This window comes from Streptomyces sp. R21 (genome assembly GCF_041051975.1).
In the GTDB taxonomy this organism is placed as follows: domain Bacteria; phylum Actinomycetota; class Actinomycetes; order Streptomycetales; family Streptomycetaceae; genus Streptomyces.
The window spans coordinates 2,495,943-2,520,778 of the sequence record NZ_CP163435.1; the positions used below are offsets into that span (position 1 = coordinate 2,495,943).

Genomic DNA, 24,836 nt, shown 5'->3' on the forward strand with positions numbered 1-24,836 from the left:
GCTACTTGAGGCCGGAGGTCGACATGCCGCCGACGAATCCGCGCTGGGCGACGAGGAAGATCAGCAGGATGGGGACGACGTACATCACGGAGGCCGCGGCCTGCAGGTTGGCGACGGGCGTTCCGGCGGGCGTGACGTAGGCGGACATGACGGCGACCGCGAGAGTGGACTTGTCCGTGGAGAGCAGCAGTTGTGGGGCGATGTAGTCGCCCCAGGTCCAGGTGAAGGCGATCACGAAACTCGCGGACAGGACCGGCCAGGACTGCGGCAGGAAGATCCGCCAGAAGATCGCGCCGTATCCGCAGCCGTCGACGATCGCGGCCTCCTCCAGCTCACGAGGGAGCCCGGCGAAGAACTGCCGGAAGAGGAAGACCAGGTAGGGGGCGGCGGCGAGGCCCCACAGCACCCATGGCCAGTACGTGTCGACCATGCCGAGCTTGGCGAAGATCAGGTAGGTCGGCAGGAGGGTGATCATCTGGGGCAGCATCATCGAGCCGAGCAGGACGCCGAACAGCGTCTTCTTCCCGGGTGCGCTCAGTCGGGCGAATCCGAAGCCGACCCAGGCCGAGCTGAGCGTGACCAGGGTGGCGTAAATGGTCGCGATGATCAGTGAGTTGCGGGCGTAGCCGAGGAAGTCGACGAGGTCGAAGGCGTCGACGAAGTTGTGCCACTGGAACGGGTGCGGCAGCCAGTGCACGGGTGACGCGGCCAGTTCGGCCGGTGTCTTGAGGCCGGAGACGACGAGCCAGCCGAACGGGCCGACGAACAGTCCGGTCAGGGCGACGAGGACCGTGTAGAGGACGAGGCGGTTGACCCGCAGCCGCACACCGGCCGGGGACTTGGGGGGCAGGTCGGCAGCGGTCACTTCTTCGCCTCCGGTTCGACGTTGTAGAACACCACGCCGGACGTGGCCTTGAAGATGAGTCCGGTCACGATGAGGATCAGGACGAAGAGCACCCACAGCAGTGCGGAGGCGTAGCCGTAGCGGCCGAGCGCGAAGTACTCCGCGAACACATGCATCATGTAGAGGTAGTTGGACTGCGGGATCGAGGTGACGCCTCCCGTGGTGCCGTCGGCGGACAGCAGCAGCGGCATGATGGTCTGCACCGAGGCGATCACGCCGGTCACCGTCTGGAAGAGCAGGACCGGCGAGAGCAGCGGCACGGTGATGCTGCGGAAGGTCCGCCAGGCGCTCGCGCCGTCGATGCGGGCCGCCTCGTGCAGCTCGCGGGGCACGTCCTGGAGCCCGGCCAGCGAGATGATCATGATGTTTCCGGCGCTCCACAGCACCGTCATCAACAGCACATAGCGGGCGTAGGGGTCGGCGAGCCAGCCGAGGGCATCGACGCCGAAGATGTTCAACACACCGTTGGCGGCACCGGAGTTCTGGTCGAAAAGCTGCTTGAAGGCGATTCCCGCGCCGACCGGCGGCACCACGGCCGGCAGATAGAGCAGGGTGCGGAACAGACCACGCGCCTTGAGCGGCCGGTTGACCAGAACGGCGAGCCCGAGCCCGGCGGTGATCGACAGCGGCACCGAGGTCACCGCGAACAGTCCGGCGCGTCCCAGGGAGTCCCAGGTGACCGAATCCGACAGCAGCTCACGGTAGTTACCGAGCCCGACGTACCGCCAGTGCGGCGAGATCCCGTCGAACGTGGTGAAGCTCAGCCACAGCGCGTACGCCATCGGGGCGATGGTCAGCAGCAGGAACCCGGCGATCCAGGGCGAGGCGAACATGTAGAACGCCCGGTGCCTGCGCGCGGTCATGGAGGTCCGCGGACGCTCCGCGAAACGCGCGCCACCGACGCCCGCGGACTGGTCGGGCCGATGGTCCTTGACGGAGGAGATCTGCTCGACGGTCATCCCACCTGCTCCTTGCCACGCTTCAGCTGCTCGTTCATGGCCGAGTTCAGTTGCCTCGCGAGGGCGTCGACGGACATCTGGCCCCTCATGGCGGCCGGGGCGATCTGATTGAAGATCGCAAGAAGCGAGTCCGCCGTGGCGTACGGGGTGAAGGCGATCACCGAGAAGTGCTTCAGCTCGGCCTCCTGAACCCTCAACACCCGCTTCTGATATGTCTCCTGATCAGGCATCAGCGATCGCAGAGACTTCAACGTGGGAATGCCCCAACCACCGGCAGCGCGCTCCTTCGCGGGCCCCTCACCGAAGAACCACTCGAAGACCCGCCACGCGGCGTCCTTGTTCCGCGCCTTCCTGGGCATCCACAAACCGGTGCCGGCCTGACAGGAGCTGACCCGCTTCCCGCCCTCGAACACCGGAGCAGGGGCAAGACGGGACACCTGCGCCAGCTTCTTGTCGGTGTTGATCAGCCCGCCGAGCCAGTAGCCGGCGTTCGACATGGCCATCCGGTTCGCCTGATAGGTGGGCCCGTCCCAGGTGTTGGGATCGGGCTGGATCAGACTCGGCCCGACCTTGGCCCGGCAGTAGTCGATGTACCACCCCAGTGCCTTGCGGGCCTCGGGAGCGGCAAAGTCCACACGCGAGAAGTCGTCACTGAAGACACTCCCTCCCGCGGCCACCGCCAGGCTCGCCAGCAGGTTGGGAGTGAGCACCCCGTTGTAGCTGCCACCGAAAACGGTCGTCTGGCCGTCCTTCCGCCGAGTCAGCCGCCTGGCGCTCTCCAGCCACTCCCCATACGTGACCGGCTCTGACTCCGACGGATAGTCGACGCCCGCCTTGTCGAAGTGCGAGGTGTTGTACCAATACATGGAGTCCTGGGAAAAGTCCTTCGCCATCCCATAGCGCGGCCCCTTGCCCTGGACCCTCCCGTCATACCGCCACAGATCGTTGACCGGATCCAGATCACCGGCCCTGAGGACACTGCTCCTGGCGAAGTACGGATCCAGATCCTCCATCACGTCACGCGCCGCGAAATACGGCGCGTCCACGGCCCCGAGGCCGCGCACCAGATCGGGCGGATGGCCATTGGTCATCATCGCGATCAACTTGGTGAGGTCGTACTTCACCAGGACGATCTTGACGCCGATGTCCTTCTGCGCCTGCTTGGCCTGCTCAGGGGTGATCTCCCCGGACTTGACCATCACGGTGACGGTCTCGCCCGACCCGCTCACCCCACTGGACACCTGGAGCGCACAGCCGCTCAGCGCCCCGCCGCCGGCCGCGACAGCACCCGCCGACCACCCGAGAAACCTGCGACGACTGGGAGGAGCCCCGGCCTGCGAGCGCATGAACGCCTCACCTTCTGCTTCGAGTTGAGCGGCCACCAGCCAGCCGAGGACAGCACGCCTCTCCAAGGGCAACCGGTTGCCACGACAGGTGCGCAGAGCTTCTTCGCTGCCCGGAAACCCCGTCAAGACTCCTGACGAACTTTCGAAAAGACTGGTCACCCCCGGCGACATGCGAAGCCAGAGGGAAGCTGGCCCGAGAGCGCCCAGTGCGCAGGCAACTTGTTCCCACCACCGAACCGGCAGACGACGGGACCAACAAGCCACGAGCAGCCAGTTAGACGACACTCTCAGAAACCGGTTGCCGGTCACGCACCCACACTGACGACGGCCCGCAGCCGCAATCCGACGGAAGGGGCCGTGCCGGTACGTTCCTGCCCGTCGCGTAGCAGACCGCCCGCCAAGTCCCGCCGTGTATCAACCCCGGGCAGTACGCCCACGCGGCGACGGGCAGAACGTACCGGCACGGCCCCGACCCACCCACCGGACCGAACTGCGAAAGGCGCCCTCGCCAGCAAACGCCCACACTGTTTGACCCGCTCCTCACCGCAGACCTACGGTAGAAGACGCTTTCTGAAACTGTTTCCCAGTACCTCAGGAGAGTCATGCCCAGCGCCCACCCCCCAAGGGTCGTGTTCGCGATGGACCCGGTGCACCTCCCCCTGCTCTTCCCTCCCCCGCTCATGAAGCGACTCCAGGAGGTAGCCGAGATCGACACCGATCTCGTCGTGCGGGACTTCGCGGCCCCCGACGCGGCCGAGGCGCTCGCCCAGGCCGAGGTACTGATCACCGGCTGGGGCTGCCCCCGCCTGGACGCGGACGCACTCAAGACGGCACCCCGACTGCGCACCGTCCTGCACGCCGCAGGCTCCGTCCGCTCACTGGTCGGCGAGACGCTGTGGGATCGCGGCGTCACCGTGGCCAGCGCGGCCGCAGGCAACGCGCTCCCCGTCGCGGAGTACACGCTCGGCATGATCCTGCTCCTCGGCAAGGACACCTTCGTCCACCGCGAGCGCTTCCGGGCCACCCACGCCCAGCCGACCGCCGCCGAGACCGCGGCCACGGGCAACCTCGGCCGCCGGATCGGCATCATCGGCGCCTCCCGCGTGGGCCGCCGACTGCTGGAACTACTACGCCCGTTCGACTTCGCCGTCTCGCTGTATGACCCCTACGTGGATACCGCGGAGGCCGCCGCACTCGGCGCCGAACCCCTGTCGCTGGAGGACCTGCTCGGCGGCAGCGACATCGTCAGCCTGCACGCACCCGACATCCCCGAGACCTACCGCATGCTCGACCGCGACCGGCTCGCCCTCATCAAGGACGGCGGCGTACTGATCAACACCTCGCGCGGCGCCCTGGTCGATCCCGCGGCCCTCACCGATGAACTGCTCTCCGGCCGCCTCAGCGCGGTGCTGGACGTCACCGAGCCCGAGCCACTGCCCGCGGGCTCCCCGCTGTACAACCTCCCCAACGTGTTCCTCACCCCGCACATCGCGGGCTCCCTCGGCAACGAGCTGGCGCGCCTCGGGGGCATCGTCGCCGACGAACTGACCCGCGTGGCCGCGGGACAGCCACCGGTCCACGAGGTCCGGCGCGCGGACCTGGCCCGTGTCGCCTGACCGCGGCGTCCACCGCATCCGCCGCGCGCCCGGCCGCCCGGAAACGATGGGATACGGTTTCGCCACCGGCGGGGTTCGGGACCCCGGCCCGTCCGGCGGGAGAGTCGCCTCGGCGGCAGTCGTCACGGTCAAGGAGTCGCCACGGTGAACCAGCGCAAGGTGTCGAGCGACCCCGCGGGACGCGCCACCATCCGGGACGTGGCCGAGCGGGCGGGCGTCTCGGTCGCCAGCGTGTCGCGCGTCCTGTCCGGCAACTACCCGGTGTCGGAGGAGCTGCGCCGCCGGGTGATGAAGGTCGTCAAGGATCTCGACTACGTCACCAACGCGCACGCCCGCTCACTGGCCGGCGGCGGCACCCCGACGGTGGCCATCCTCCTGAACAACATCACCGGCGCCGCCTTCGCCCACGTGGCCAAGGGCGTCGAGGGCGCGGCCTCGCTGCGCGGCTGGCTGTCGCTGGTCGGCACGACCGGGGACGATCCGGAGCGGGAGCTCGCGCTGGTCAACATGATGCGCCAGCAGGGCGTCGCGGCGGTGGTGCTCCTCGGCGGGGCGTACGACTTCGACGAGTACCAGGTCCGGATGGCACGGTTCGCCCGCTCGCTGGACGCAGCCGGCTCGCACCTCGTCCTGGTGGGCAGGCCGCCACTGGAGGGCAACGTGCCGGCGACGACGGTCGACTACGACAACGAGGGCGGCGCCTACGCGATGGCCAGCCATCTGCTGTCGGCCGGGCACCGCCGCGTACTCGTGCTGCCGGGACACGCCGAACTGACCACTGCCCAGGGCCGGTTGAGGGGTGCCGAGCGGGCATTCGAGGCGTACGGGGTGCCCTTCGACCCGGGCATGGTGCGGCACGGCCCGTACGACTACGAGCACGGCTACGAGGCCGTCGTGACGGCTCTGCACGACACACCGGACTTCACCGCGGTGCTCGCCGGCACGGACGTGGTCGCCGCGGGCGCGATGCAGGCACTGCGCGCGGCCGGACTCCGGGTACCCGAGGACGTCTCGATCGTCGGCTACGACGACATCCCGCTGGCCTCCCAGCTCACACCCCAACTGACCACTGTGCACGTCCCTTACGAGGAAATGGGCCGCGTCGCGCTGCGCGCGGTGGCCGACCGGCGCGAGGGCGGCGCGGGCCGCCGCCGGAGCGGGGACGGCGACCACCTGGTGCTGGGCACCCATGTCGTCGTACGACAGTCCGTCTGCCCGCCGAGCCGACGCCCGTAGCGCATCCCGCCACCCTGTTACGTAAACGTTTTCCGACCGTATCCCAGCCCGCCCCGCAACCCTTACGGCACCCGAGGCAGGCGGCCCATGCTTCCCCAAAACACCCCTGGCCTGCGCAAATTCCCGCCCGGCGCACACCCCTCCCCACCCCTCCGACCTAACCTCCCGGACAACCCCGCGTAACAATTTTCCGGGGACCTCTTGCTCCGGGGAGACGGATAGGCCTACCGTCCACGGCAACCGCTTTCTACAGCTTCTGCTTGAGCCGCCGTCCTTTCGTTCTGAGAACACCTACTCCGAAGGATCAGGGTCAGATGAACTCCACCAGCCCCCGCAGAAGGGTCGTCCGCGCCGCCGTCGCGGGCCTCGCGCTGACAGGCCTGCTCGCCGCATGCGGCGGGTCCGGCTCCGGAGACGACGCGGATTCAGGGTCTTCCGGGCCGGTCACCCTGCCCTTCTGGGGCTGGGCCAACGGCCAGGAAGCGGTTGTCAAGGCGTTCAACGCCAGTCACAAGGACATCAAGCTCAAGTACACCAAGGTCACCGATCAGCTGACCATGCAGAAGCAGCTGACCAACGCCGTCAAGGCGGGCAACGCGCCCTGTCTGGTGCAGAACACCGCCGAGTACGTGACCACATGGGTCTCGCAGGGTGCACTCGCCGACATCACCCAGTACGTCGAGTCGAGCAAGGACAAGTTCAACGCCGGTGCGTGGGCCGGTGCCGGGGTGCAGGGCAAGATCTACGGTGTTCCCACCAGCTCGGCCCCCGCGTTCACCATCTACCGCACCGACATATTCAAGAAGTACGGCCTGAAGGCGCCCGCGACCTGGGACGAGTTCATCGCCGCCGGCAAGGTGCTGAAGAAGCACGGCATCAAGATCACCAACTACGCCGGTGAGGACCCGAGCACGCTCGAGGTGCTCGCCATGCAGGCCGGGGCGCACTGGTACGCCATCGACGGCAACGCGTGGAAGGTGGACTTCCAGGACGCGGGCAGCCTCAAGGCCGCGAAGGTGATCCAGGACATCATCGACAACGGACTCAACTCCAAGCTCTCCTTCGCGGATTACGCGGCCGTACAGCGCAACTACGACAACGGCGGCACCGCGACCCGGCAGATCTCCACCTGGCAGATGGCCGGCATGGTGCAGAACTTCACCAAGTCCGACGGCAAGTGGGCGCTGTCCCCCTGGCCGACGTTCGACGGCGAGGCGGCCAAGACCCCGGCCGGCACCAACCAGAGCGGCGGGCTGACGCTGGTCACCAAGCAGTGCAAGAGCCAACAGCAGGCGGCTCAGGCGGCGTTGTGGATGTCCACCGACACCGGCGCGGTCAAGACGATGGCGAGCCCGGAGACCGGCAACGGCGTGATGCCCGCGCTGGCCGACAGCGACTCGTACGTCTCGGAGGCGATCTCCGACAAGCTGCTCGGCGACAACTACGAGCCGGGCAGGAAGACCGTCACGGACAGCCTGGCCACGGTCACCACCGACTGGACCTTCGGCCCGGACTGGACCGCGATGTTCACGGAGCTGCAGAGCGGCTGGGCGAAGGTCATGAACAAGGAGCAGAAGGTCACCGATCTGCTGGCGCACATGCAGGAGTGGACGGTCAAGGATCTCAAGTCCCGCGGCATCAGCGTCAAGAGCTGAGGCCCGCCCGATGATCCGCTCCCAGCGCTGGAAGGGCGCCGCCTTCACGGTGCCCTTCCAGCTCGGCTTCGTGTTCCTGTACCTGATTCCGATCGGCTACGCCGTCTACCAGTCGCTGTTCCTGGAGCAGCAGTCGGGGCTCGGACTCGGCGGTGCGACCGAGAAGTTCGTCGGTCTGGACAACTACCAGCACGGCCTGACCGACTCGGCGTTCCTCAACTCCGTACTCAGGGTTGTCCTGTTCGCCTGTGTGCAGATCCCGGTGATGCTCGCCGTCAGCCTGGTGCTCGCTCTGTGCCTGGACGCACTCACCTCGCGGGCGGCCGGCCGCTTCCGGATCCTGCTGCTGATTCCGTACATGATCCCCGGGGTGGTCGCCGCCATCGTGTGGATCAACCTCTACAGCCCGGACGTCGGTCCGCTGACACCGATCGGCGACCTCTTCGGGTTCTCCTGGAACTTCTTCGCGCCCTCGATGGTCTGGCCGTCCATCGGCAACCTGCTGACCTGGCACGGCATCGGCTACAACATGGTGATCATCTACGCGGCACTCCAGGGCGTACCGCGTGAGCTGTTCGAGGCCGCACGACTGGACGGCGCCTCCGAACTCCGGGTCGCCCTGAGCATCAAGATCCCGCACGTACGCGGAGCGCTCGTGCTGACCGGCATGCTGTCGGTCATCCAGATGCTGCAGATCTTCAACGAGCCCGCGCTGTTCCGCAATGTCACCCCGCAGACGGTCGACGACAGCTTCACGCCCATCATGATCATCTACAACCAGGCGTTCAACGCGGGCAACTACCACTACGCCGCGGCCCTTTCGGTGCTGCTCGCCCTCATCCTCGGCATCGCCTCCTTCCTCTTCTACCGGCTGACCTCGAAGGAGGCCGACTGACGATGCTGACGGACACCCGTAGCGAAGACACCACCGAGCGGCCCCCGACGCGCCCCGTCCGGCGCCTGACCCACCCCGACCGCGCGGCCCGCGGCAGGGGCGGCCAGCGCTTCGTCCTGGTCGGCCTGATCCTGGCCAGCGCCTACAGTCTCTTCCCGGTGTACTGGCTGATCGTCGCCGCCACCAAGGACCGCACCGGGCTGTACCAGACAAGCGGGCTCTGGTTCTCCGGTATGCACCTCTGGGACAACCTGCATCAGCTCTTCACCTACAACGACGGCATCTTCCTGCGCTGGACGGCCAACTCGTTCCTGTACGCCGGAGTCGGCTCCCTGGGCGGAACGCTCATCGCGCTCGCGACGGGCTACGGCCTGGCACGCTTCGAATTCCCGGGCCGGGGCGTGGTGTTCGCGTGCGTCGTGGGTTCCTTCCTCATCCCGATCGCCCTGCTCACCCTCCCCCTCTATCTCCTCTTCTCGGAGATCGGGCTGGTCGACACCCCGTGGGCGATGCTCATCCCGTGCCTGATCAACCCGTTCAGCGTGTACCTGGCCAAGGTGTACACGGAGTCCTCGATCCCCTTCGAACTCCTGGAGGCGGCCCGCCTGGACGGCGCCGGTGAGCTGCGGATCTTCTTCAGCATCGTGCTGCGGATGATGACCACGGGCGGCGCCACCGTGTTCCTGCTCGCCTTCGTCCAGACCTGGAACGCCTTCTTCCTGCCGCTGACCGTGCTGCGCGGCGAGGAGAACTGGACCCTCAACATCGGCCTGTACAACTGGACCGGCAAACGGCTGGAGTCCGGCGTCGACCTGACCAGCCTGGTCCTGACCGGCGCGCTGCTGTCCATCGTCCCGCTCGCCGTGATGATGACCGCGCTGCGCCGCTACTGGCGCACAGGCGTGACGCTGGGAGCCCTCAAGTGACCATGTTCCGGGGAGACTTCACGTGACCGTGGCGCACAACCCCGTCATCCGAGGCTTCGCCCCGGACCCCTCGCTGGTCCGGGCGGGCGACTGGTACTACATCGCCACCAGTTCGTTCGAGTGGTTCCCCACGATCCCGATCCACCGCTCCCGCGACCTCGCCCACTGGGAGTACGCGGGCCACGTCCGGGGCGCGGTCCCGGGCGACTCCCTGGCCGGGGTACCCGACTCGGGAGGCATCTGGGCGCCTTCGCTGAGCTGGGACGGCGAGCGCTTCTGGATGGTCTACTCGATCGTGCGCTCGGTCGGCACCCGCTACTTCGACCTCGACACATACGTCACCACAGCCACGGAAGTCGACGGCAACTGGACCGCCCCGCGCCGGGTGGCCGGCCATGGCTTCGACCCCGCGCTCTTCCACCACGAGGGACGCCTGTGGCTGCTCAACATGCAGAGCGACCACCGCCCCGAGGGGAAGCGCTTCGCCGGCATCGTCCTGACCGAACTGGCCCGGGACACCCTCACCCCCCTCGGCGACACGCATCTGCTCCTCCAGCACGAACGCCTCATCGAGGGCCCGAAGTTGCTGCACCGCGACGGCTGGTTCCACCTCGTACTCGCGGAAGGCGGAACCGGCTTCGAGCACGGCGTCCTGGTGGCACGCAGCCGCAACATCACCGGCCCCTACGAACTGGACGGCCGCCCCCTCCTCACCTCACGGGACGATCCGTCGCACCCCCTCCAGAAGGCAGGCCACGCGGAACTGGTGCAGACCCCGACCGGCGAGTGGTTCCTCAGCCACCTCACAGCCCGCCCCCTGGACACCGCTGAGGGCCCCCGCTGCCCCCTGGGCCGCGAGACAGCGATCCAGCCGGTGACCTGGGACGCAGACGGCTGGCCCCGCCTACGGCAAGGCGGCTGGCACCCCGCAACCGACGTGGACGTCCCCGACAGCCCAGCGCCCTCCCCCTCCCTCTCTCCCTCCCCCGATGGCAGCGATCTGTCCTGGCCATGGAGCACCCTGCGCGGCTACCCGGACCCTTCCTGGGCCGACACCACAGCACGCCCCGGCTGGATCAGACTGCGCGGCCGCCATGGCCCCGAATCCCTGTGGGAACAGAGCCTGTTGGCCAGGCGCATCACCGAACACAGCGCCGAGGCCGAGGTCACGATCGAGGCGAGACCAGGCACCTTCACCCAGGCAGCCGGCCTGGCCCTCTGGTACAACACCGAGTCGTTCCTGACCCTCGACCTGACCTGGGCGGAGCCCGAGGGCGAGCCGCAGCGCGGCCAGCAGTGGCAGGGCAGAGGCCGCACGGTCCTGAGCCTCTCGGAACGCGACCCGGAATCCACCCGACAAGTGGCCGTGGCGGACGTCGACCCGCACACCTCGACCACCCTGGGCGTGACCGTCGAAGGCGCCGCCGCCCAGTTCTGGTACGTCCGGAACGAGACGCCTACCCCCATCGGCCCGCCACTCGACTTCGCCCGTCTCTCCGACGACCACGGCCCCCGCCTGCGCTTCACCGGCTCCTTCGTCGCCCTGCACGCCCACGACCTGGTGGACGCGGCCTTCACCGCCGATTTCACGAACTTCCGTCTGACGTGCAAGCCCGGCTGACGTTCGATATTTCGAGATTTTCGCCGAGCCCTTCCGCTGATGAATCCATGAATCCCTGCTTCTTCACGCCGTGTTGCGGCAGGTCTAGGGTAGGAAGCGCTTGCTATACGGCTTCTGGCGCCGACGCGGCGAGCGACGCTGTTCGAAAATTTCGTCGCCCTCGGGACGGGGCCTGAGAGATGGAGTCGCGATGGCGCGTGGCGGGAGCGTGACGACCGGGCCGACACTGGCCGTCGTGGCCCGCGAGGCCGGGGTGTCCGTGCCCACCGCCTCGAAGGTGGTCAACGGCCGGGAGGACGTGGCACCGGAGACCCGTCGCCGAGTCACCGCGGCGCTCGACCGGCTCGGCTATGTCCGCAGGCCCCGCTTCGACGCGGCGAAGGCGGCCGGCATGGTCGACCTCGTCGTGCACTCGCTGGACAACTCCTGGTCCGGCGCGGTGCTGCACGGCGTCGAGGAAGCGGCGCACGACACGGGCCTGGAGGTGGTGGTCTCGGCGGGCCTGAACCGGACCCGGGGCAGACACCCGGAGCGCGGCTGGCAGGACAAGCTCACCTCCCGCGGCTCGGCCGGAGTCCTGTTCAACCTGGCTGAGTTGACGCCGGCCCAGTACACCTGGCTCGACCAGCACCGCATCCCGTTCGTGATGATCGACCCGGTGCACGAGCCGCCGCCGGGCGTGGTGTCGGTGGGCGCGGCCAACTGGCAGGGCGGAGTGACGGCGACCGAGCACCTTCTCACGCTGGGCCACCGGCGCATCGCCGTGATCGGCGGCTACCGCCGCAAGATGTGCAGCAGCGCCCGCGTCTCCGGCTACCGCTCCGCCCTGGCGGCGGCCGGGGTCCCGCACCGCCCCGAGTACATCCGCTACGGCAACTTCAGCGAGGACGGCGCCCAGCGCCGCATGGTGGAGCTGCTCAACCTGCCCGAGCCGCCCACCGCGGTCTTCGTCTGCTCGGACAAGATGGCGCTGGGCGTCTACCAGGCCCTGGCCGAGCGGAAGTTGAGGGTGCCGGACGACATCAGTGTGGTCGGCTTCGACGACCTGCCCGAGGCCCGCTGGGCCTCACCGGCGCTGACAACGGTCCGCCAGCCCCTGTCGGAGATGGCGTCGACGGCCGTGCACCTTCTCGTACGGATGATGGCGGGCGACCGCCCGGAAAGCACCCGCACGGAACTCTCCACCCGCCTGGTGAACCGCTCGAGCACGGCCCCGCCGCTCTAGCCCCTCCCCGCGGCCGGCCGGGCCAGCGCCAGCACGCTCAGACCGAACATCAGGACGCCCAGGGGGAGATGGACCGACGGAACGTGCGCGATGCCGAGCACGACCTGGACCGAGGCGAGCACGAGGAAACCCGTCGCGTGCCAGACAGGCCGGAGCGAGCCGCCGCCCGGCTTCCACGCCAGCACCGCCGCGAGCAGGTACAGCATCGACGCCCCGTACATCACACGGGCTCCGACACTGTGCAGCGTCTCTCCGTAGGACGAGGTCAGCAGCAGTCCGGCGGAGACCGCCTGAAGGAAGATGGTCAGGGTCTGCAGGGCGATCGCGATCCGCAGGAACGAGGCGCTGCGCCGCGCGTTCGCCGGCGCCGTCGCCGTCACCTGAGTGGCCATGTCACAGTCCCCTTTTCCCGCCCTCGGGCAGTAGATCGATAAGGTCTCACCAGCCCGACGACGCGGGCCGGCAAAAGGTAAGGCGAGGGGCGGGCGGGGGCATGGGGACTGTCGGGACCAGCGCGGACGGGATAGCCGGCGAGCGACGCCAACTGATCAATATCGCTTACCGGTTGCTCGGTTCGGTGACCGAGGCCGAGGACGCCGTGCAGGATGCCTTCGCACGCTGGTACGGACTGCCACGAAGTCGGCAGGAGGAGATCCTGTCCCCGGGCGCCTGGCTGACGACGGTCACCAGTCGCATCTGCCTGGACCTGCTCGGCTCGGCGCGGGCCCGCCGTGAACGCTATGTCGGCGCATGGCTGCCCGAGCCGCTGCCCGACCGCACCGAGTGGAACCACGCGGGTGGCGCCGAATCCGCCGGGCCTGCGGATCCCGCCGACCAGATCGTCCTGGACGAGTCGGTGACCATGGCCTTCCTCGTCGTCCTGGAATCGATGACGCCCGCCGAGCGAGTGGCGTTCATCCTGCACGACGTCTTCAGGTACCCGTTCGCCGACATCGCCGGCGTTCTCGGCCGGACCCCTGCGGCCGCCAAGCAACTGGCGGCCTCCGCCCGGCGGCGGGTGAGTGTCGCGCGCGCTCCGGTGACGGCGACCGGCCAGGCCGACGTGGTGAGGCAGGTCAAAGAGGCATGGGAGACCAAGGACATCGCGGCCCTCGTCGGTCTCCTCAACCCGGCCGCCGTGATGACCGCCGACGGCGGCGGCATGGTCGGTACCGTCCTGCGCCCGGTCGAGGGCGGCGCGCGCATCGCCCAGTACATGGTCGCCATCGCCGACAAGGCGCCCGGGCTGGAACTCGTGGAGCGTTCCGTCAACGGTGCGCCGGGCCTGGTGGCCCAGCGTGCCGGCGTCATCGCGACCGTGGCCTCGTTCGACATCTCCGACGAGCGGGTCACCCGGATCTGGGTGGTCCGCAACCCGGAGAAGCTGCGTTCGTGGGCGCGGGAGGGCTAGCAGACCCTCGCTCGGCCCGGGTCCTGCGCTGGTCTACGGGGTTTCGTCCGGCCCGTACCTCCGCCGCATCCCTCCTCGCCGCATCCCTCGCCCAAACGGCTGATCAACCGCCTTCGTTCGGCACGTCGTTGTTCGGGGCTCCGTCGCCGTTCGGCGGCAGGTCGCCGCGCTGGACGGGGGCGGTGGGTGTCGCCGTCGGGGCGGGTGGGAGGAGATCGGCGAGTTCGGTGGCGGAGGGACGGTGGGCGGCGAGCGCCGCCTTGCGCAGGGTGGTGCGCGGGACCCGGGGATCGGCATCGATCCACACGATGTGGTCCTTCTTGGGCACCGCGTACTCGCTGTGCTGTCCGGCGCTGCGGTACCAGGCGGACCCGTCCCGCATGCAGGTGGTCCTGTCCCCGGGCGCCGCTTCGGCGACCGGCTGCTTCGGACAGCCGGCCGCGGTCATCGTGCCGCGGTCGACCCAGAGCCGGAGCACCGCGCCGGCCTTCTGCGACCAGTAGGAGGCGGAGAAGCCGTCGTCGCCGGACACACCGACGGACTGCTGGGCCAGGGTGAAGCCGGGGACCTCGGTGATGTAGACGAGTTCCGGGGCGATGCCCAACGCCTTTGCCCTGGCGTCGAGTTCGGCCTGATCCGCAGTGGGCGTGGAGGCGCCGGCTCCGGCCTTCTCGGTGCCGCAGCCGGTCAGCAGAAGCACGGGCAGCAGCAGTAACGGTGACAAGGCGCGCACGGTACGGATCATGCCCTCATCCTGTCCGATTCCTTCAAGACCGGCACCCGGCCCCCTGCCTACGGTGACGGCATGACTCCACAATTCGCCGTGATCGGCCTGGTGGCCTCCGACATGGCCGCCTCGCTCGCCTTCTACCGTTGCCTCGGGCTGGCCTTCCCCGACGGCTCCGAGGAGCAGCCGCATGTCGAGGCCGAACTGCCCGGCGGGCTGAGGCTCGCCCTGGACACCGAGGAGACCGTCCGCTCCTTCCATGCCGGGTGGCAGCCGCCTTCGGGCGGGGGCAGGACCGGGCTCGCCTTCATGTGCGGGACGCCCGCCGAGGTGGACTCCGTGTACGAGGATCTGGTCGGCGCCGGGTACCACGGGGAGCTCAAGCCGTGGGACGCGTTCTGGGGGATGCGGTACGCGGTCGTGCACGACCCGGACGGCAACGGCGTCGATCTGTTCGCCCAACTGCCCCAATAGCCATTGCCCCAATAGCCGCTGCCCCTTTAGCCACTGCCCCGATAGCCGCTATCCCAGTAGCCGACCGAGCGGCAGTCCGGCCAACTCCCGTACGTCCCGGGCAAGATGAGCCTGATCAGCGAACCCGGCGCGCACCGCGGTCTCCGCGAACGGCACCCCGCCCCGGGCCAGCCCCAGCGCACGCTGGAGCCGCAGTACGCGGGCCAGCGTCTTGGGGCCGTAGCCGAAGGCGGCCAGGGAGCGGCGGTGCAACTGGCGGGGGCCGAGGCCGAGTTCGTCGGCGCTGGCCCCGACCGAGCGGCCCGCGTCGAGGGCCCTCACGAGGTGTCGTAGCAGCGGGTCCGGGGGTTGGGTGTCCGCTGCCAGCCGCAGCGCCAGCTCTTCGAGGCCGCTCGCCGGGTCGGCGGCCGCGTTGACACGGGCGGTGAGGCGGCGGACGCGCGCGGCGGGCCACAGGTCGGTGAGTTCCACGCGCCGGTCGCGCACCTCGTGCGCCTCCACGCCGAGCAGGGCCGGAGCCGTTCCCGGATAAAGGCGCACGCCCGACCAGACGCCCCGGGCGCCCTCGGCGACGTACGCGCGTGTGTCGGGTCCCGCGACCAGCAGTCGTCCCTCGTGCCAGAGCAGGTCCATGCAGCCGTCGGGCAGCACGCGCCCCACGCCGCCGCGCGACGGGGTGTTCGTCCACACGACGGCACCGGCCAGCCGGGATGCCCTTTGCGTGTACACGTACGCCAGGCTACGCCGCCCGCGCGCGATGCTCCTGCGGGCTGATTCCGTACACCCGCTTGAAGGCGCTGGACAGGGCGAACGCGCTGCCGTACCCGATCTGCCGGGCGATCGCTTCGAGTGTGTCGTCGCTCTCGCGCAGCCGGTCCGCGGCGAGCGCGAGCCGCCAGCCCGTCAGATAGGTCATGGGTGGCTCACCCACGAGGTCGCTGAAGCGGCGGGCCAGCGCGGCGCGCGAGACCCCGGCCTTGGCGGCGAGGGTGGCCACCGTCCAGGGGTGGGCGGGGTCGTCCTGCAACAGCCGCAGCACCCGCCCGACGACGGGGTCGGCGAGCGCCCCGTACCAGGCGGGCGCCTCGGCTTCGGGGCGCGAGAACCAGGCGCGCAGCGCGGCGATGACGAGCAGGTCGAGCAGCCGGTCGAGGACGACCTCCTGGCCGGGCTCGTCGCGCACGATCTCCTCGGCGAGGATCGGCGTGAGCGGGCACTCCCACACCTCGGGGGTGAGGGTCAGCAGCGGCGGCAGGGCGTCCAGCAGCCGCCCGTGGACCTCGCCCTGCATCATGTACGTCCCGATCAGCATCACGGTGGACCCGTCGAGCCGGTCGCCCCAGCTGCGTACGCCGAGGTCCCAGTGGCCCTTCAGGGACCGCCCGTCGGGGTAGGTGCACTCGCCGCCGGGCAGGATCACGGCCTGTGGCGGGGTCGCCGGGTCGTCTGCGCAGGTGTACGGGTCGGGACCGCGGGTGATCGCGAGGTCACCGGCCCGCAGCCGTACCGGGTCTCCCCCGTCGGGCACGATCCAGGAGTCGCCGCGGACCTGGAGCACGACCGTGAGCGGGGCGCGATCCTCCACCCGCACACTCCACGGCGGGTCGAAGCACGCGCGGATCATGAAGGCGCCCCTGGCCCGGGGGCCTTCCAGCAGGCCTGCGAGAGCGTCCATGGCGTCAGCGTAAACGCACAGGGCCGGGCTCCGTAGACGTCGGCTTATGGGAATGAGTCCTTCAGCGATGTTCCCGTCCCGGACACGGCAGTTGACTGAACGGCATGACGGAAAACACGGCAGGTACGCGGGACATGACGGTATTGGTCACAGGGGCTTCGGGGCGCACGGGCCGCCGGGTCGCACAGGCGGCGCGCGCCGCGGGGCTCTCGGTGCGGGAGGCGTCGCGGGCCCGTGGTTTCGACTGGGAGGACAGGTCGACGTGGGCGGACGCGCTGCGGGGCGCCGACGCGGCGTACCTCGTCTACCCGTCGGACGTCGGCTCGCCGGCGGCGGCCCCGGCGGTCGGCGCGCTCGCGGCGGAGGCGGTCGGTCTCGGCGTACGGCGGCTGGTGCTGCTGTCGTCGCGGGGCGAGGAGCGCGCGCGGCCGACGGAGGAGGCGCTGAAGGAGTCGGGCGCGGACTGGACGGTCGTACGGGCGGCGTGGTTCGCGCAGAACTTCAGCGAGGGTCCGCTCGTGGAGGGGCTGCGGCACGGGGAACTGGTGTTCCCGGCGGGTGAGGTGCGGGAGCCGTTCATCGACGTGCGGGACATCGCGGACGTCGTGGTGGCCGCGCTCACGGCGGGCGACCGGTATGTCGGCGAGGAGGTCGCGATCTCGGGGCCGCGGCTGCTGACGTTCCGGGAGGCGGTCGCGGAGATCTCGAAGGCGACGGGCCGCGAGGTGACGTACACGCCGGTGACCGCACGTGAATACGGCGCGAATCTGGCGGGGTTCGGGGTGCCGCCCGAGGAGGTCGAGTTCCTCGTGGACCTCTTCGAGAGCCTGCTCGACGGCCGCAACTCCCACCTCTCCGAGGGAGTCCAGCAGATCCTGGGCCGCGAGCCGCGCGACTTCGCGGACTTCGTCCGGGAGGCCGCGCCGGCGGGAGCCTGGAAGGAGTGACCACCCGGAGAGCACCGCTCCCCGGATCCTCACTCTCCCGGCTGCCGAGACTCTCCGTCCCCGTGGTCACGCGGATGGGGATGCGGATGATGATGCGTGTTCTTCGCATGCGTGCGCAGCCGGGACGTGACGTCCTCCGGTGGGAGGAAGCGGGACCAGCGCTCCGGGAACTCGGAGGGCATGTCCGGGTCGTCCGGGTCGGGATCGTAGTCGGCGGCGCGGATGGCCGCGGCGCGGGCCACGTACTCGGCGGCCTGCTCCTGGCGCAGCCGCTCGTTGGCGGCGCGGGCGGCGGCCGTGGCGGCGGCCGGCCAGACGCGGTCGATGGCGGCGTTGACCGCGGCGCCGACGAGGACCGCGAACGCGGACACACCGATCCACAGGAGGACGGCGACGGGTGCGGCGAGCGAGCCGTAGATCGTGGGGCCCTCGACGGTGCTGGTGAGGTAGATGCGGAGCAGGAAGCTGCCGAGCACCCACATGCCGAGGGCGACCAGGGCGCCCGGTACGTCCTCTACCCAGGGTGAGCGCACGGGCACGGACACGTGGTACAGCGTGGTCAGGAAGACGACCGAGAGGACGATGACGACCGGCCAGTACAGGACCTGCACGACCGTCGTCGACCAGGGCACGATCTTCACCACGGCGTCCGGTCCGGCGACCATCAGCGGCAGCGCGACCGAGCCGATGATCAGCGCCACGATGAAGAGCAGGAACGACATCAGACGGGTCTTCACGATGCCTCGGGTGCCGTCGAGGCCGTACATGACGGTGATGGTGTCGATGAAGACGTTCACCGCGCGGGAGCCGGACCACAGGGCGAACAGGAAGCCGAGGGAGATGACGTCGGGGCGGCCGCCCTTCATCACGTCGTCGAGGATCGGCTGGGCGATCTGTGCGACGCCCTTGTCCGACAGGACGGTGCGGGAGGCCTCCAGGAGGTTGGACTCCAGGCTGGCGATGGAGTCGGCGCCGGTCCAGGAATCCACGTAGCCGAGCAGTCCGATCATGCTCAGCAGCAGCGGCGGCACGGACAGCAGCGTGAAGAAGGCCGCCTCGGCCGCGAGGCCGAGGATGCGGTACTCCATGCAGGAGTTGACGGTGTCCTTGACCAGCAGCCAGGCGGTCCTGCGCTTGGAGACGTTCCGGTAGAGGGCACGGGCCCGGTGGAAACGGCCGCGGGGGCTCTCGGGTGGTTCACTTGCTGGCTGCACGCCCTAAAGGTATCCGCAGTGCCGGGCCCCACTCACCCTCCGGTGCACTGGCCGCGGTCCTGCGGTGCCGCGCCGCGCCCGGGAACCTGGTGACCTGCCAGTACCGAGGAGTAGGTTCGCAGACATGGCAGCCAGCACGCACGAAGTGACCAACCAGGTTCCGCCCCTGGTGGGCTATGACGTCTTCTCCGCCGACCGAGCCCTCGTGGAGGCCGTCGAGCGGCATCTCGACCCGCCGCTCCTCGACGAGGCGCGCGACGAACTGTCGGCCCTCGGACGTACGTCCGGTTCCGCGCAGGTCCAGGAGTGGGGGGTGCTCGCGAACGAGAACCCGCCGAAGCTTCGTACGCACGACCGATACGGCCACCGTGTCGACGAGGTCGAGTTCCATCCGTCCTGGCACCGGCTGCTCGGCAAGGGCGTCTCGGCGGGGTTGACCGCCGCCTGGTCGCGGCCCGGTGGGCATGTCCGGCGCGCGGCCGCCTTCGTGGTCTGGACGCAGGTCGAGGCGGGCAACGGCTGCCCGCTGTCGATGACCCACGCGGCGGTGCCCGCGCTGCGCACGGATCCGGATCTGGCCGCGCAGTGGGAGCCGCGGCTGACCTCCACGATCTACGACCAGGGGCTGCGGCCCGCCGGTCAGAAGGCCGGCGTGCTCTTCGGGATGGGCATGACGGAGAAGCAGGGCGGCAGCGACGTACGCGCCAACACGACGTCGGCGCGGCCCCTGCCCGACGGGGAGACGTACGAGCTGACGGGCCACAAGTGGTTCTGTTCGGCGCCCATGTCGGACGGGTTCCTGGTGCTGGCGCAGGCCCCGGGCGGGCTGACCTGCTTCCTCGTGCCGCGCGTGCTGGAGGACGGCACCCGCAACGTGTTCCGCATCCAGCGTCTGAAGGACAAGCTCGGCAACCGCTCCAACGCCTCCAGCGAGGTCGAGTTCGACGCGACCTGGGCGCGCCGGGTCGGGGACGAGGGGCGCGGAGTGCGCACCATCATCGAGATGGTCGCGGCGACCCGGCTGGACTGTGTGCTCGGTTCGGCCTCGCTGATGCGGCAGGCCGTCGCGCAGGCGGTCCACCACTCGACCTACCGGGAGGCCTTCGGCGGCCGGCTGCTCGACAAGCCGCTGATGAGGAACGTGCTGGCGGACCTGGCGCTGGAGTCGGAGGCGGCGACCACGCTGGCGCTGCGGCTGGCGGCGGCGTACGACGACGGGGGCGAGCAGGAGCGGGCGTTCCTGCGGCTCGCGGTGCCGGCGGCGAAGTACTGGGTGACCAAGCGCTGTACGCCGCTGGTGGTGGAGGCGTCGGAGTGCCTGGGCGGCAACGGGTACGTCGAGGAGTCCGGGATGCCGCGGCTGCTGCGCGAGTCGCCCCTCAACTCCGTCTGGGAAGGCGCGGGCAACGTGCAGGCGCTGGACGTGCTGCGTGCGATGCAGCGGGAACCGCAGGCGCTGAACGCCTTCCTCCAGGAGGTCGGTCTGGCGCGCGGCGCCGATCACCGCCTCGACGGGGCGATCAAGAACCTGCTGACCGAACTCGCGGACCTGGAGGGCATCGAGGGCCGCGCCCGCCGTCTGGTGGAGCGCATCGCGCTGGTGCTCCAGGGGTCGCTGCTCGTGCGGTACGCGCCCCCGGAGGTCGCCGACGCGTTCTGCGCCTCGCGGCTGGGCGGCGACTGGGGTTCGGCGTTCGGGACGCTGCCGCACAGTCTGGATCTGGCCGCCGTGGTGGAGCGGGCCCGGCCCGTCTCCCAGGACGACAGGACCTGAGCTGTACGGGGGTGGTGCTGCGCCGACACGGCACCACCCCCGCTCACTGGCCCCGTTCAAGGAGCACGGACGCCGTACAGGCGGCGTTGTTCAAGTTTCTGACTCCGTACGGCTGTTCGCCAGGGTTGCAGGGGGTTGCAACTTTTCTGCCGTCTGTGGCCGGACGGTGTCCCTCCGCCCCCGGCGGGCGGCACTATGAGAACCGCGGTCAGCGCGGGGCTGGAGAGCTTGGCCGAAAAGAGCCGCGCAACCGGTTGTTCGCAGGGCCGTCCGGGAGGATCCAGTGGTGCAATCGCCGATAGACGTGAAGCAGCTCGCCGCCCTGGACGCCGCGCAGGCGGCCCGAGTGCTCGGCGAGGTGCGCAGCGCCACGCTCTCCGGGCAGCGCACCCGGGTCACGCCGCGCCCGGTGATAGAGGCGTCCTGGGAACGGATGCGGCGCAGCGGCGTCGACCCGGACCACGACTTCCGGGCCGGGCTGCTCAGCCGCGACGAGGTCGAGCGGCGCCGGGGGACCTCGCCCTTGCGGCACGTCATGCCGGTGCTGCGGGACGGTCTGCTGTCGGTCGCGGACGTGGCGCAGCACATCATGGTCGTCGCGGACGCCGAGGGCCGGGTGCTGTGGCGGGAGGGCTGCTCGTCGGTGCTGCGCAAGGCGGACGGGCACGGCTTCGAGATAGGCGCGGACTGGCGCGAGGACGTCGTCGGCACGAACGGTGTCGGCACCCCGCTGGTCGCCCGCCGCCCCGTCCAGGTGTTCTCCGCCGAGCACTTCGTGCGCACCCACCTCTCCTGGACGTGCACGGGCGCGCCGATCACCGATCCGCGCGACGGTTCCCTCATCGGCGTCGTGGACGTGAGCGGCCCGCTGGAGACCCTCCACCCGGCCACGCTCGCTCTGGTCGACTCGGTGGCCAAGCTGGCCGAGGCGCGGCTGCGGGATCGGCATCTGACCTCGCTGGAGCGGCTGCGCGCGATCGCGGCGCCGGTGCTGGCGCGGCTCGGCGGGCGCGCGCTGGCCGTGGACACGGACGGCTGGACGGCCGCGGTCACCGGGATGGCGTACACGAACCGGCTGTCGCTGCCCAAGGACCTGTCCGCCGGGCGGAGTTGGCTGCCGCAGATCGGCCTGTGCTCGGTGGAGCCGCTGCCCGGCGGCTGGTTGATCCGGGCAGGCGACGAGCCGGCGCCCCGGGGTGCGACGCGGATCGTGCTCGACCTGGCGCATCCACGGCGCTGGTCGGTGACCGTGTCGTCCGGCTCGGGCGCCTGGACCCACGAACTGAGCCCCCGGCACGCCGAGTTGCTGTACCTACTGGCCGTCCACCCCACCGGCCGCACGGCCTCCGGCCTCGCCGACGACCTGTTCGGCGACCCCGCCCGCACGGTGACGGTCCGCGCGGAGATGTCCCGCGTACGCCGGTATCTCGGGGCGCTGCTTGAGCACCGGCCGTATCGCTTCGGTGAGGACGCCGAGGTCGAGGTCGTCCTCCCCGAGGACCCCCTCGACCTGCTGCCGCACTCGACGGCACCGGTGGTACGGCGGTGGCGCGGCGCGACCTTGGGCACGGACCCCTTCTGAGCGACCCGAGTAACTCCCGGGCGGCGGCTGCGCAGTTCGCGGCCGCCGCCCTCAGGTCACACTCCGGGGATCTCCCGTGCCCGGAAGGCGGCCCGCACGGTGTCCGCGGCGGACTTGCCGTACATCTTCTGGGCCGTGGCGATCGTCGTCAGCGCCGCGTCCGTGAAGCTCGTGTCGGGCGCGAAGCCGAACTGCGCGTTCACGATGATCCGGTCGGCTTCGCGTGCGCCCAGCGCGCCCCGGATGTCGAAGAGCGCCCGGGACCAGATCTCGCCGTCCGCGTGCACCTCGCCGACCTTGTCGCCGTACACCTTGTTCCCGTCGACGCGCCGCAGGCAGTGCGGAACGGCCGAGGTGTACGACGTCGAGTCCCAGTCGGCGACGCAGGCGAGGTCGGTCCTGCGCGGCCAGCCGTACTTGGCGTCCGCGTAGGCGCCGACCGAGACCGCGAGATAGTCGCCCCAGGCCTCGCCGATGGAGCCCGCCTCCTCGGACGTACCGAAGCCGGGGACCTGGGCGTTGTGCACGGCGTGGCCGTACTCATGGACGATGACCTCGGCGTCCTCCGCGTCGTCGACACCGCCCTTGCCGAAGCGGATCTCGGCCTTCTTGTCGGTGAAGAAGGAGTTGTCGGCGCCCCACTGGTTGATGCGGACCGGTTGGGCGCGGTTGTTGGCGCCGGGCAGTTCGCTGCCGAAACCGAGGCTCTGCAGGTACTCCTGGGCCTCGTTGACCCAGAAGTACGCCATGACCTGCTCGAACTGGTCGTCCTTGCGGGTGTAGGTGCCCACGTCCGCGGTCTTCGCGGAGGCGCCGGTGTCCGATCTGACGTAGACCCACTTGCCGGACAGACCGCCGGAGGAGTCGAGGTTACGGAGGGCGGCCAGGGCGTACGCGGAGTCGGGGACCGCGGTGGCCGAGTCCTTCTGGTCGGTGAGGGTCTCTTCGCCGGACGACTGGACGGGGTTGACCATGAAGACGCGCGCCTGCGGGTCGGCGGACGCCGTCGCGGGGGCGGCGAGGGTGGCCAGGGCCACGGTGACGGTGGCCGTGGTGAGCAGCACGCGGGAGTGTCGGCGTGTCATGCACATCCTCCAGAACATGGGTGGACCGTGGATGCGGGGGGTGACATGGCGCGGCGAGATCTTCCCCTATTTACGGGGTCTTCGACCAGACCTGCGGTCACCTGACGTAGCATCCTCTTCCAGGCCCCCCACCCGCCTCTCCGTCAACGCCCTGAGCGTGAGAGGCAGTTGGCCTTCGGGAGGACGCATGAAACACCGCGGAAGGCATCGCCGGCGCAGAAGGGGCCAGGCGCTGCGCGCCACCCTCGCCGGAACCGCGCTCGCGCTGACCGCGGCCGCCACCCTGATCAGCACCTCCCAGGCCTCCGGCAGCGGGGCTCCCGGCGCGCTCACGTCCGTGTCCCAGGCGGGTCCGCTCCGGCTGCACGAGAACCTGGTCGACACGAACACGCTGGACACGCTCACGCGGCGGATGGGCGGGAACGTCGGCGTCGCCGGGGTCCTCGCGAGCACCGATCACGTGATGCGGGACCGGGCGGGCTGCGACGCCGCCGAGACGGCCGCGCTGCCCGTCGAACCGACGGCCACGCGCGCGTACTGCTGGGACCGTGCCGACACGACGAATCCGGGCTGGGTGCCGCGGGCCGTCACCACCTCCGGCGACGCCGACGACGACGGCGCGTGGGACGAGAACCGGGTGATCCTGGCGGGCTGGACGCACAGCGCGCGCACGGCCGGCGCGGCGGGCACCCCTGCGCGCGACAGGAGCCTGGCCAGGATCGCCGTCATCGACGCGAACGACCCGGACCGTCTCACGTACCGCTGGATCCTCCTCGTCGCCCCGACCGACGGCGGCAAGGACTTCACGGCGGTCCGCTCCCGGCTGTCCGGCATGGTCTGGTACCAGGGCAAGCTGATCGTCACCGCCGAGAGCGGCACGGACCGCGCGGGCGGCCTCCTCGTCTTCGACCTGCACCGCATCCTGAGGGCCGACGCCGGCGGGGGTGCGATCGGCAAGGTGGCCGGGGGCTACGCGGCGCACGGCTACCAGTACGTGCTGCCCGCCATCGGCTCGTACACCCCGACCGGCGGACGCTGCGACCCGACGACGGACCGGGGCACCCCGTGTCCCGGCGCGCTCTCCCTCGATCGCAGCTCGGCACCGGACAGCCTGGTCGCGAGCGAGCGGGTCCGCGCGGGCAGCGACCGGCACACCCGCCTGTGGCGCTACCCCTTCAGCCTCAGCACGGACACGGCGGGCGGCGGTCTGCTGGCGAGCGACGCCTTCGGCCGCGTCGAGGCGAGCGAGGCCTACGAGACGAAGGCCACCGGCGTGTCCGCCGTCCTCTCCCACCGGGCCGAGGGCGCGAGCGGGCCCGACTGGTACGTCGACCGCGCCTCGGACCCGCGCGACGCCCTCTGGCGGCAGAACACCAGCGGCGCCAAGGCCGCCGAGTGCTCCGCGGACCAGTCGCACGCCTGCTGGGGCCGGGGCACCCGCTCGCTGTCGTACTGGCAGCAGACGGGCGAGCTGTGGACGCTCTCCCCCAAGGGCGCGCTGTACGCGGTCCCGCTGACCTCGGTCGAGGAGTCCCTCGGGTAGCTCAGTGACCGACCTCTTTCG

Annotated in this window: 22 protein-coding genes; 13 read left to right on the forward strand and 9 right to left on the reverse strand. The window is 70.1% G+C overall.

From position 1 onward, the window contains the following. Position 1 precedes the first annotated feature (1 nt). Genes AB5J56_RS11255 through AB5J56_RS11265 form a run of 3 tightly spaced genes read right to left on the reverse strand, consistent with a single transcriptional unit; the run spans position 2 to position 3,209 of the window. Positions 2–865 (reverse strand): carbohydrate ABC transporter permease, encoded by an 864-nt coding sequence (locus tag AB5J56_RS11255; protein ID WP_369232546.1) that lies wholly within the window; start codon positions 863–865, stop codon positions 2–4. Beyond that, the gene (locus AB5J56_RS11260; protein ID WP_369232547.1) at positions 862–1,863 is read right to left on the reverse strand and encodes a carbohydrate ABC transporter permease; all 1,002 of its coding nucleotides are present in this window, start codon (positions 1,861–1,863) and stop codon (positions 862–864) included. The genes AB5J56_RS11255 and AB5J56_RS11260 overlap by 4 nt, the downstream gene beginning before the upstream one ends. Beyond that, complete coding sequence (locus AB5J56_RS11265) at positions 1,860–3,209, reverse strand: extracellular solute-binding protein (protein WP_369242497.1); 1,350 nt, start codon at positions 3,207–3,209, stop codon at positions 1,860–1,862. Before AB5J56_RS11265 ends, AB5J56_RS11260 begins: the two co-directional genes overlap by 4 nt. A gap of 602 nt (positions 3,210–3,811) precedes the next feature. Here AB5J56_RS11265 and AB5J56_RS11270 point away from each other — a divergent pair. The 7 genes from AB5J56_RS11270 to AB5J56_RS11300 all read left to right on the forward strand — a co-directional run bounded on the left by AB5J56_RS11270 (position 3,812) and on the right by AB5J56_RS11300 (position 12,383). Further along, a complete protein-coding gene (locus AB5J56_RS11270; protein WP_369232548.1) occupies positions 3,812–4,825 on the forward strand; it encodes a hydroxyacid dehydrogenase in 1,014 nt (337 codons plus the stop codon). Positions 4,826–4,969: 144 nt separating this feature from the next. Then, a complete protein-coding gene (locus tag AB5J56_RS11275) occupies positions 4,970–6,061 on the forward strand; it encodes a LacI family DNA-binding transcriptional regulator (protein ID WP_369232549.1) in 1,092 nt (363 codons plus the stop codon). A 314-nt stretch (positions 6,062–6,375) separates the two neighbouring features. Continuing rightward, positions 6,376–7,716, forward strand: a complete 1,341-nt coding sequence (locus tag AB5J56_RS11280; RefSeq protein ID WP_369232550.1) for an ABC transporter substrate-binding protein — start codon at positions 6,376–6,378, stop codon at positions 7,714–7,716. A 10-nt stretch (positions 7,717–7,726) separates the two neighbouring features. Beyond that, positions 7,727–8,611 (forward strand): carbohydrate ABC transporter permease, encoded by an 885-nt coding sequence (locus AB5J56_RS11285; protein WP_369232551.1) that lies wholly within the window; start codon positions 7,727–7,729, stop codon positions 8,609–8,611. A 2-nt stretch (positions 8,612–8,613) separates the two neighbouring features. Further along, positions 8,614–9,537 carry a carbohydrate ABC transporter permease gene (locus tag AB5J56_RS11290; protein ID WP_369232552.1) on the forward strand — a complete coding sequence of 308 codons (924 nt, stop codon included), beginning with the start codon at positions 8,614–8,616 and terminating at the stop codon, positions 9,535–9,537. Positions 9,538–9,559: 22 nt separating this feature from the next. Continuing rightward, positions 9,560–11,158, forward strand: coding sequence for a family 43 glycosylhydrolase (locus AB5J56_RS11295; RefSeq protein ID WP_369232553.1), 1,599 nt, complete (start codon positions 9,560–9,562; stop codon positions 11,156–11,158). A gap of 190 nt (positions 11,159–11,348) precedes the next feature. Then, on the forward strand, positions 11,349–12,383 hold the full coding sequence (locus tag AB5J56_RS11300) for a LacI family DNA-binding transcriptional regulator (protein WP_369232554.1): 1,035 nt from the start codon (positions 11,349–11,351) through the stop codon (positions 12,381–12,383). On the opposite strand, the gene AB5J56_RS11305 is transcribed toward AB5J56_RS11300, so the two are convergent. Beyond that, positions 12,380–12,775 carry a hypothetical protein gene (locus tag AB5J56_RS11305; RefSeq protein ID WP_369232555.1) on the reverse strand — a complete coding sequence of 132 codons (396 nt, stop codon included), beginning with the start codon at positions 12,773–12,775 and terminating at the stop codon, positions 12,380–12,382. The genes AB5J56_RS11300 and AB5J56_RS11305 overlap by 4 nt on opposite strands. A 101-nt stretch (positions 12,776–12,876) precedes the next feature. On the opposite strand from AB5J56_RS11305, the gene sigJ reads away from it, so the two are divergent. After that, the gene (gene sigJ, locus AB5J56_RS11310; protein WP_369232556.1) at positions 12,877–13,794 is read left to right on the forward strand and encodes an RNA polymerase sigma factor SigJ; all 918 of its coding nucleotides are present in this window, start codon (positions 12,877–12,879) and stop codon (positions 13,792–13,794) included. Between the two features lie 103 nt (positions 13,795–13,897). Here sigJ and AB5J56_RS11315 read toward each other — a convergent pair whose 3' ends face one another. Continuing rightward, on the reverse strand, positions 13,898–14,539 hold the full coding sequence (locus AB5J56_RS11315; protein ID WP_369232557.1) for a hypothetical protein: 642 nt from the start codon (positions 14,537–14,539) through the stop codon (positions 13,898–13,900). Between the two features lie 60 nt (positions 14,540–14,599). Here AB5J56_RS11315 and AB5J56_RS11320 point away from each other — a divergent pair, with 60 nt between their 5' ends. Continuing rightward, positions 14,600–14,995 (forward strand): VOC family protein, encoded by a 396-nt coding sequence (locus tag AB5J56_RS11320; RefSeq protein WP_369232558.1) that lies wholly within the window; start codon positions 14,600–14,602, stop codon positions 14,993–14,995. Between the two features lie 48 nt (positions 14,996–15,043). On the opposite strand, the gene AB5J56_RS11325 is transcribed toward AB5J56_RS11320, so the two are convergent. Together AB5J56_RS11325 and AB5J56_RS11330 are read right to left on the reverse strand one after the other, a co-directional pair. After that, positions 15,044–15,724 carry a helix-turn-helix domain-containing protein gene (locus AB5J56_RS11325; protein ID WP_369232559.1) on the reverse strand — a complete coding sequence of 227 codons (681 nt, stop codon included), beginning with the start codon at positions 15,722–15,724 and terminating at the stop codon, positions 15,044–15,046. A gap of 10 nt (positions 15,725–15,734) precedes the next feature. Then, positions 15,735–16,670, reverse strand: a complete 936-nt coding sequence (locus tag AB5J56_RS11330; RefSeq protein ID WP_369232560.1) for an AraC family transcriptional regulator — start codon at positions 16,668–16,670, stop codon at positions 15,735–15,737. A gap of 104 nt (positions 16,671–16,774) precedes the next feature. Between AB5J56_RS11330 and AB5J56_RS11335 the strand changes: the two genes are divergently transcribed. After that, positions 16,775–17,617: an NmrA family NAD(P)-binding protein gene (locus AB5J56_RS11335; RefSeq protein ID WP_369232561.1), complete on the forward strand. Its 843-nt coding sequence runs from the start codon at positions 16,775–16,777 to the stop codon at positions 17,615–17,617. A 29-nt stretch (positions 17,618–17,646) separates the two neighbouring features. On the opposite strand, the gene AB5J56_RS11340 is transcribed toward AB5J56_RS11335, so the two are convergent. Next, positions 17,647–18,831, reverse strand: a complete 1,185-nt coding sequence (locus tag AB5J56_RS11340) for a YihY/virulence factor BrkB family protein (RefSeq protein WP_369232562.1) — start codon at positions 18,829–18,831, stop codon at positions 17,647–17,649. A 124-nt stretch (positions 18,832–18,955) separates the two neighbouring features. Between AB5J56_RS11340 and AB5J56_RS11345 the strand changes: the two genes are divergently transcribed. Next, the gene (locus tag AB5J56_RS11345) at positions 18,956–20,605 is read left to right on the forward strand and encodes an acyl-CoA dehydrogenase family protein (RefSeq protein WP_369232563.1); all 1,650 of its coding nucleotides are present in this window, start codon (positions 18,956–18,958) and stop codon (positions 20,603–20,605) included. Positions 20,606–20,888: 283 nt separating this feature from the next. Beyond that, positions 20,889–22,187, forward strand: a complete 1,299-nt coding sequence (locus AB5J56_RS11350) for a GAF domain-containing protein (RefSeq protein WP_369232564.1) — start codon at positions 20,889–20,891, stop codon at positions 22,185–22,187. A 56-nt stretch (positions 22,188–22,243) separates the two neighbouring features. Here AB5J56_RS11350 and AB5J56_RS11355 read toward each other — a convergent pair whose 3' ends face one another. After that, positions 22,244–23,272 (reverse strand): M36 family metallopeptidase, encoded by a 1,029-nt coding sequence (locus AB5J56_RS11355; RefSeq protein WP_369232565.1) that lies wholly within the window; start codon positions 23,270–23,272, stop codon positions 22,244–22,246. Between the two features lie 187 nt (positions 23,273–23,459). Here AB5J56_RS11355 and AB5J56_RS11360 point away from each other — a divergent pair, with 187 nt between their 5' ends. Continuing rightward, positions 23,460–24,815: a hypothetical protein gene (locus AB5J56_RS11360; RefSeq protein WP_369232566.1), complete on the forward strand. Its 1,356-nt coding sequence runs from the start codon at positions 23,460–23,462 to the stop codon at positions 24,813–24,815. Positions 24,816–24,836: the final 21 nt, after the last annotated feature.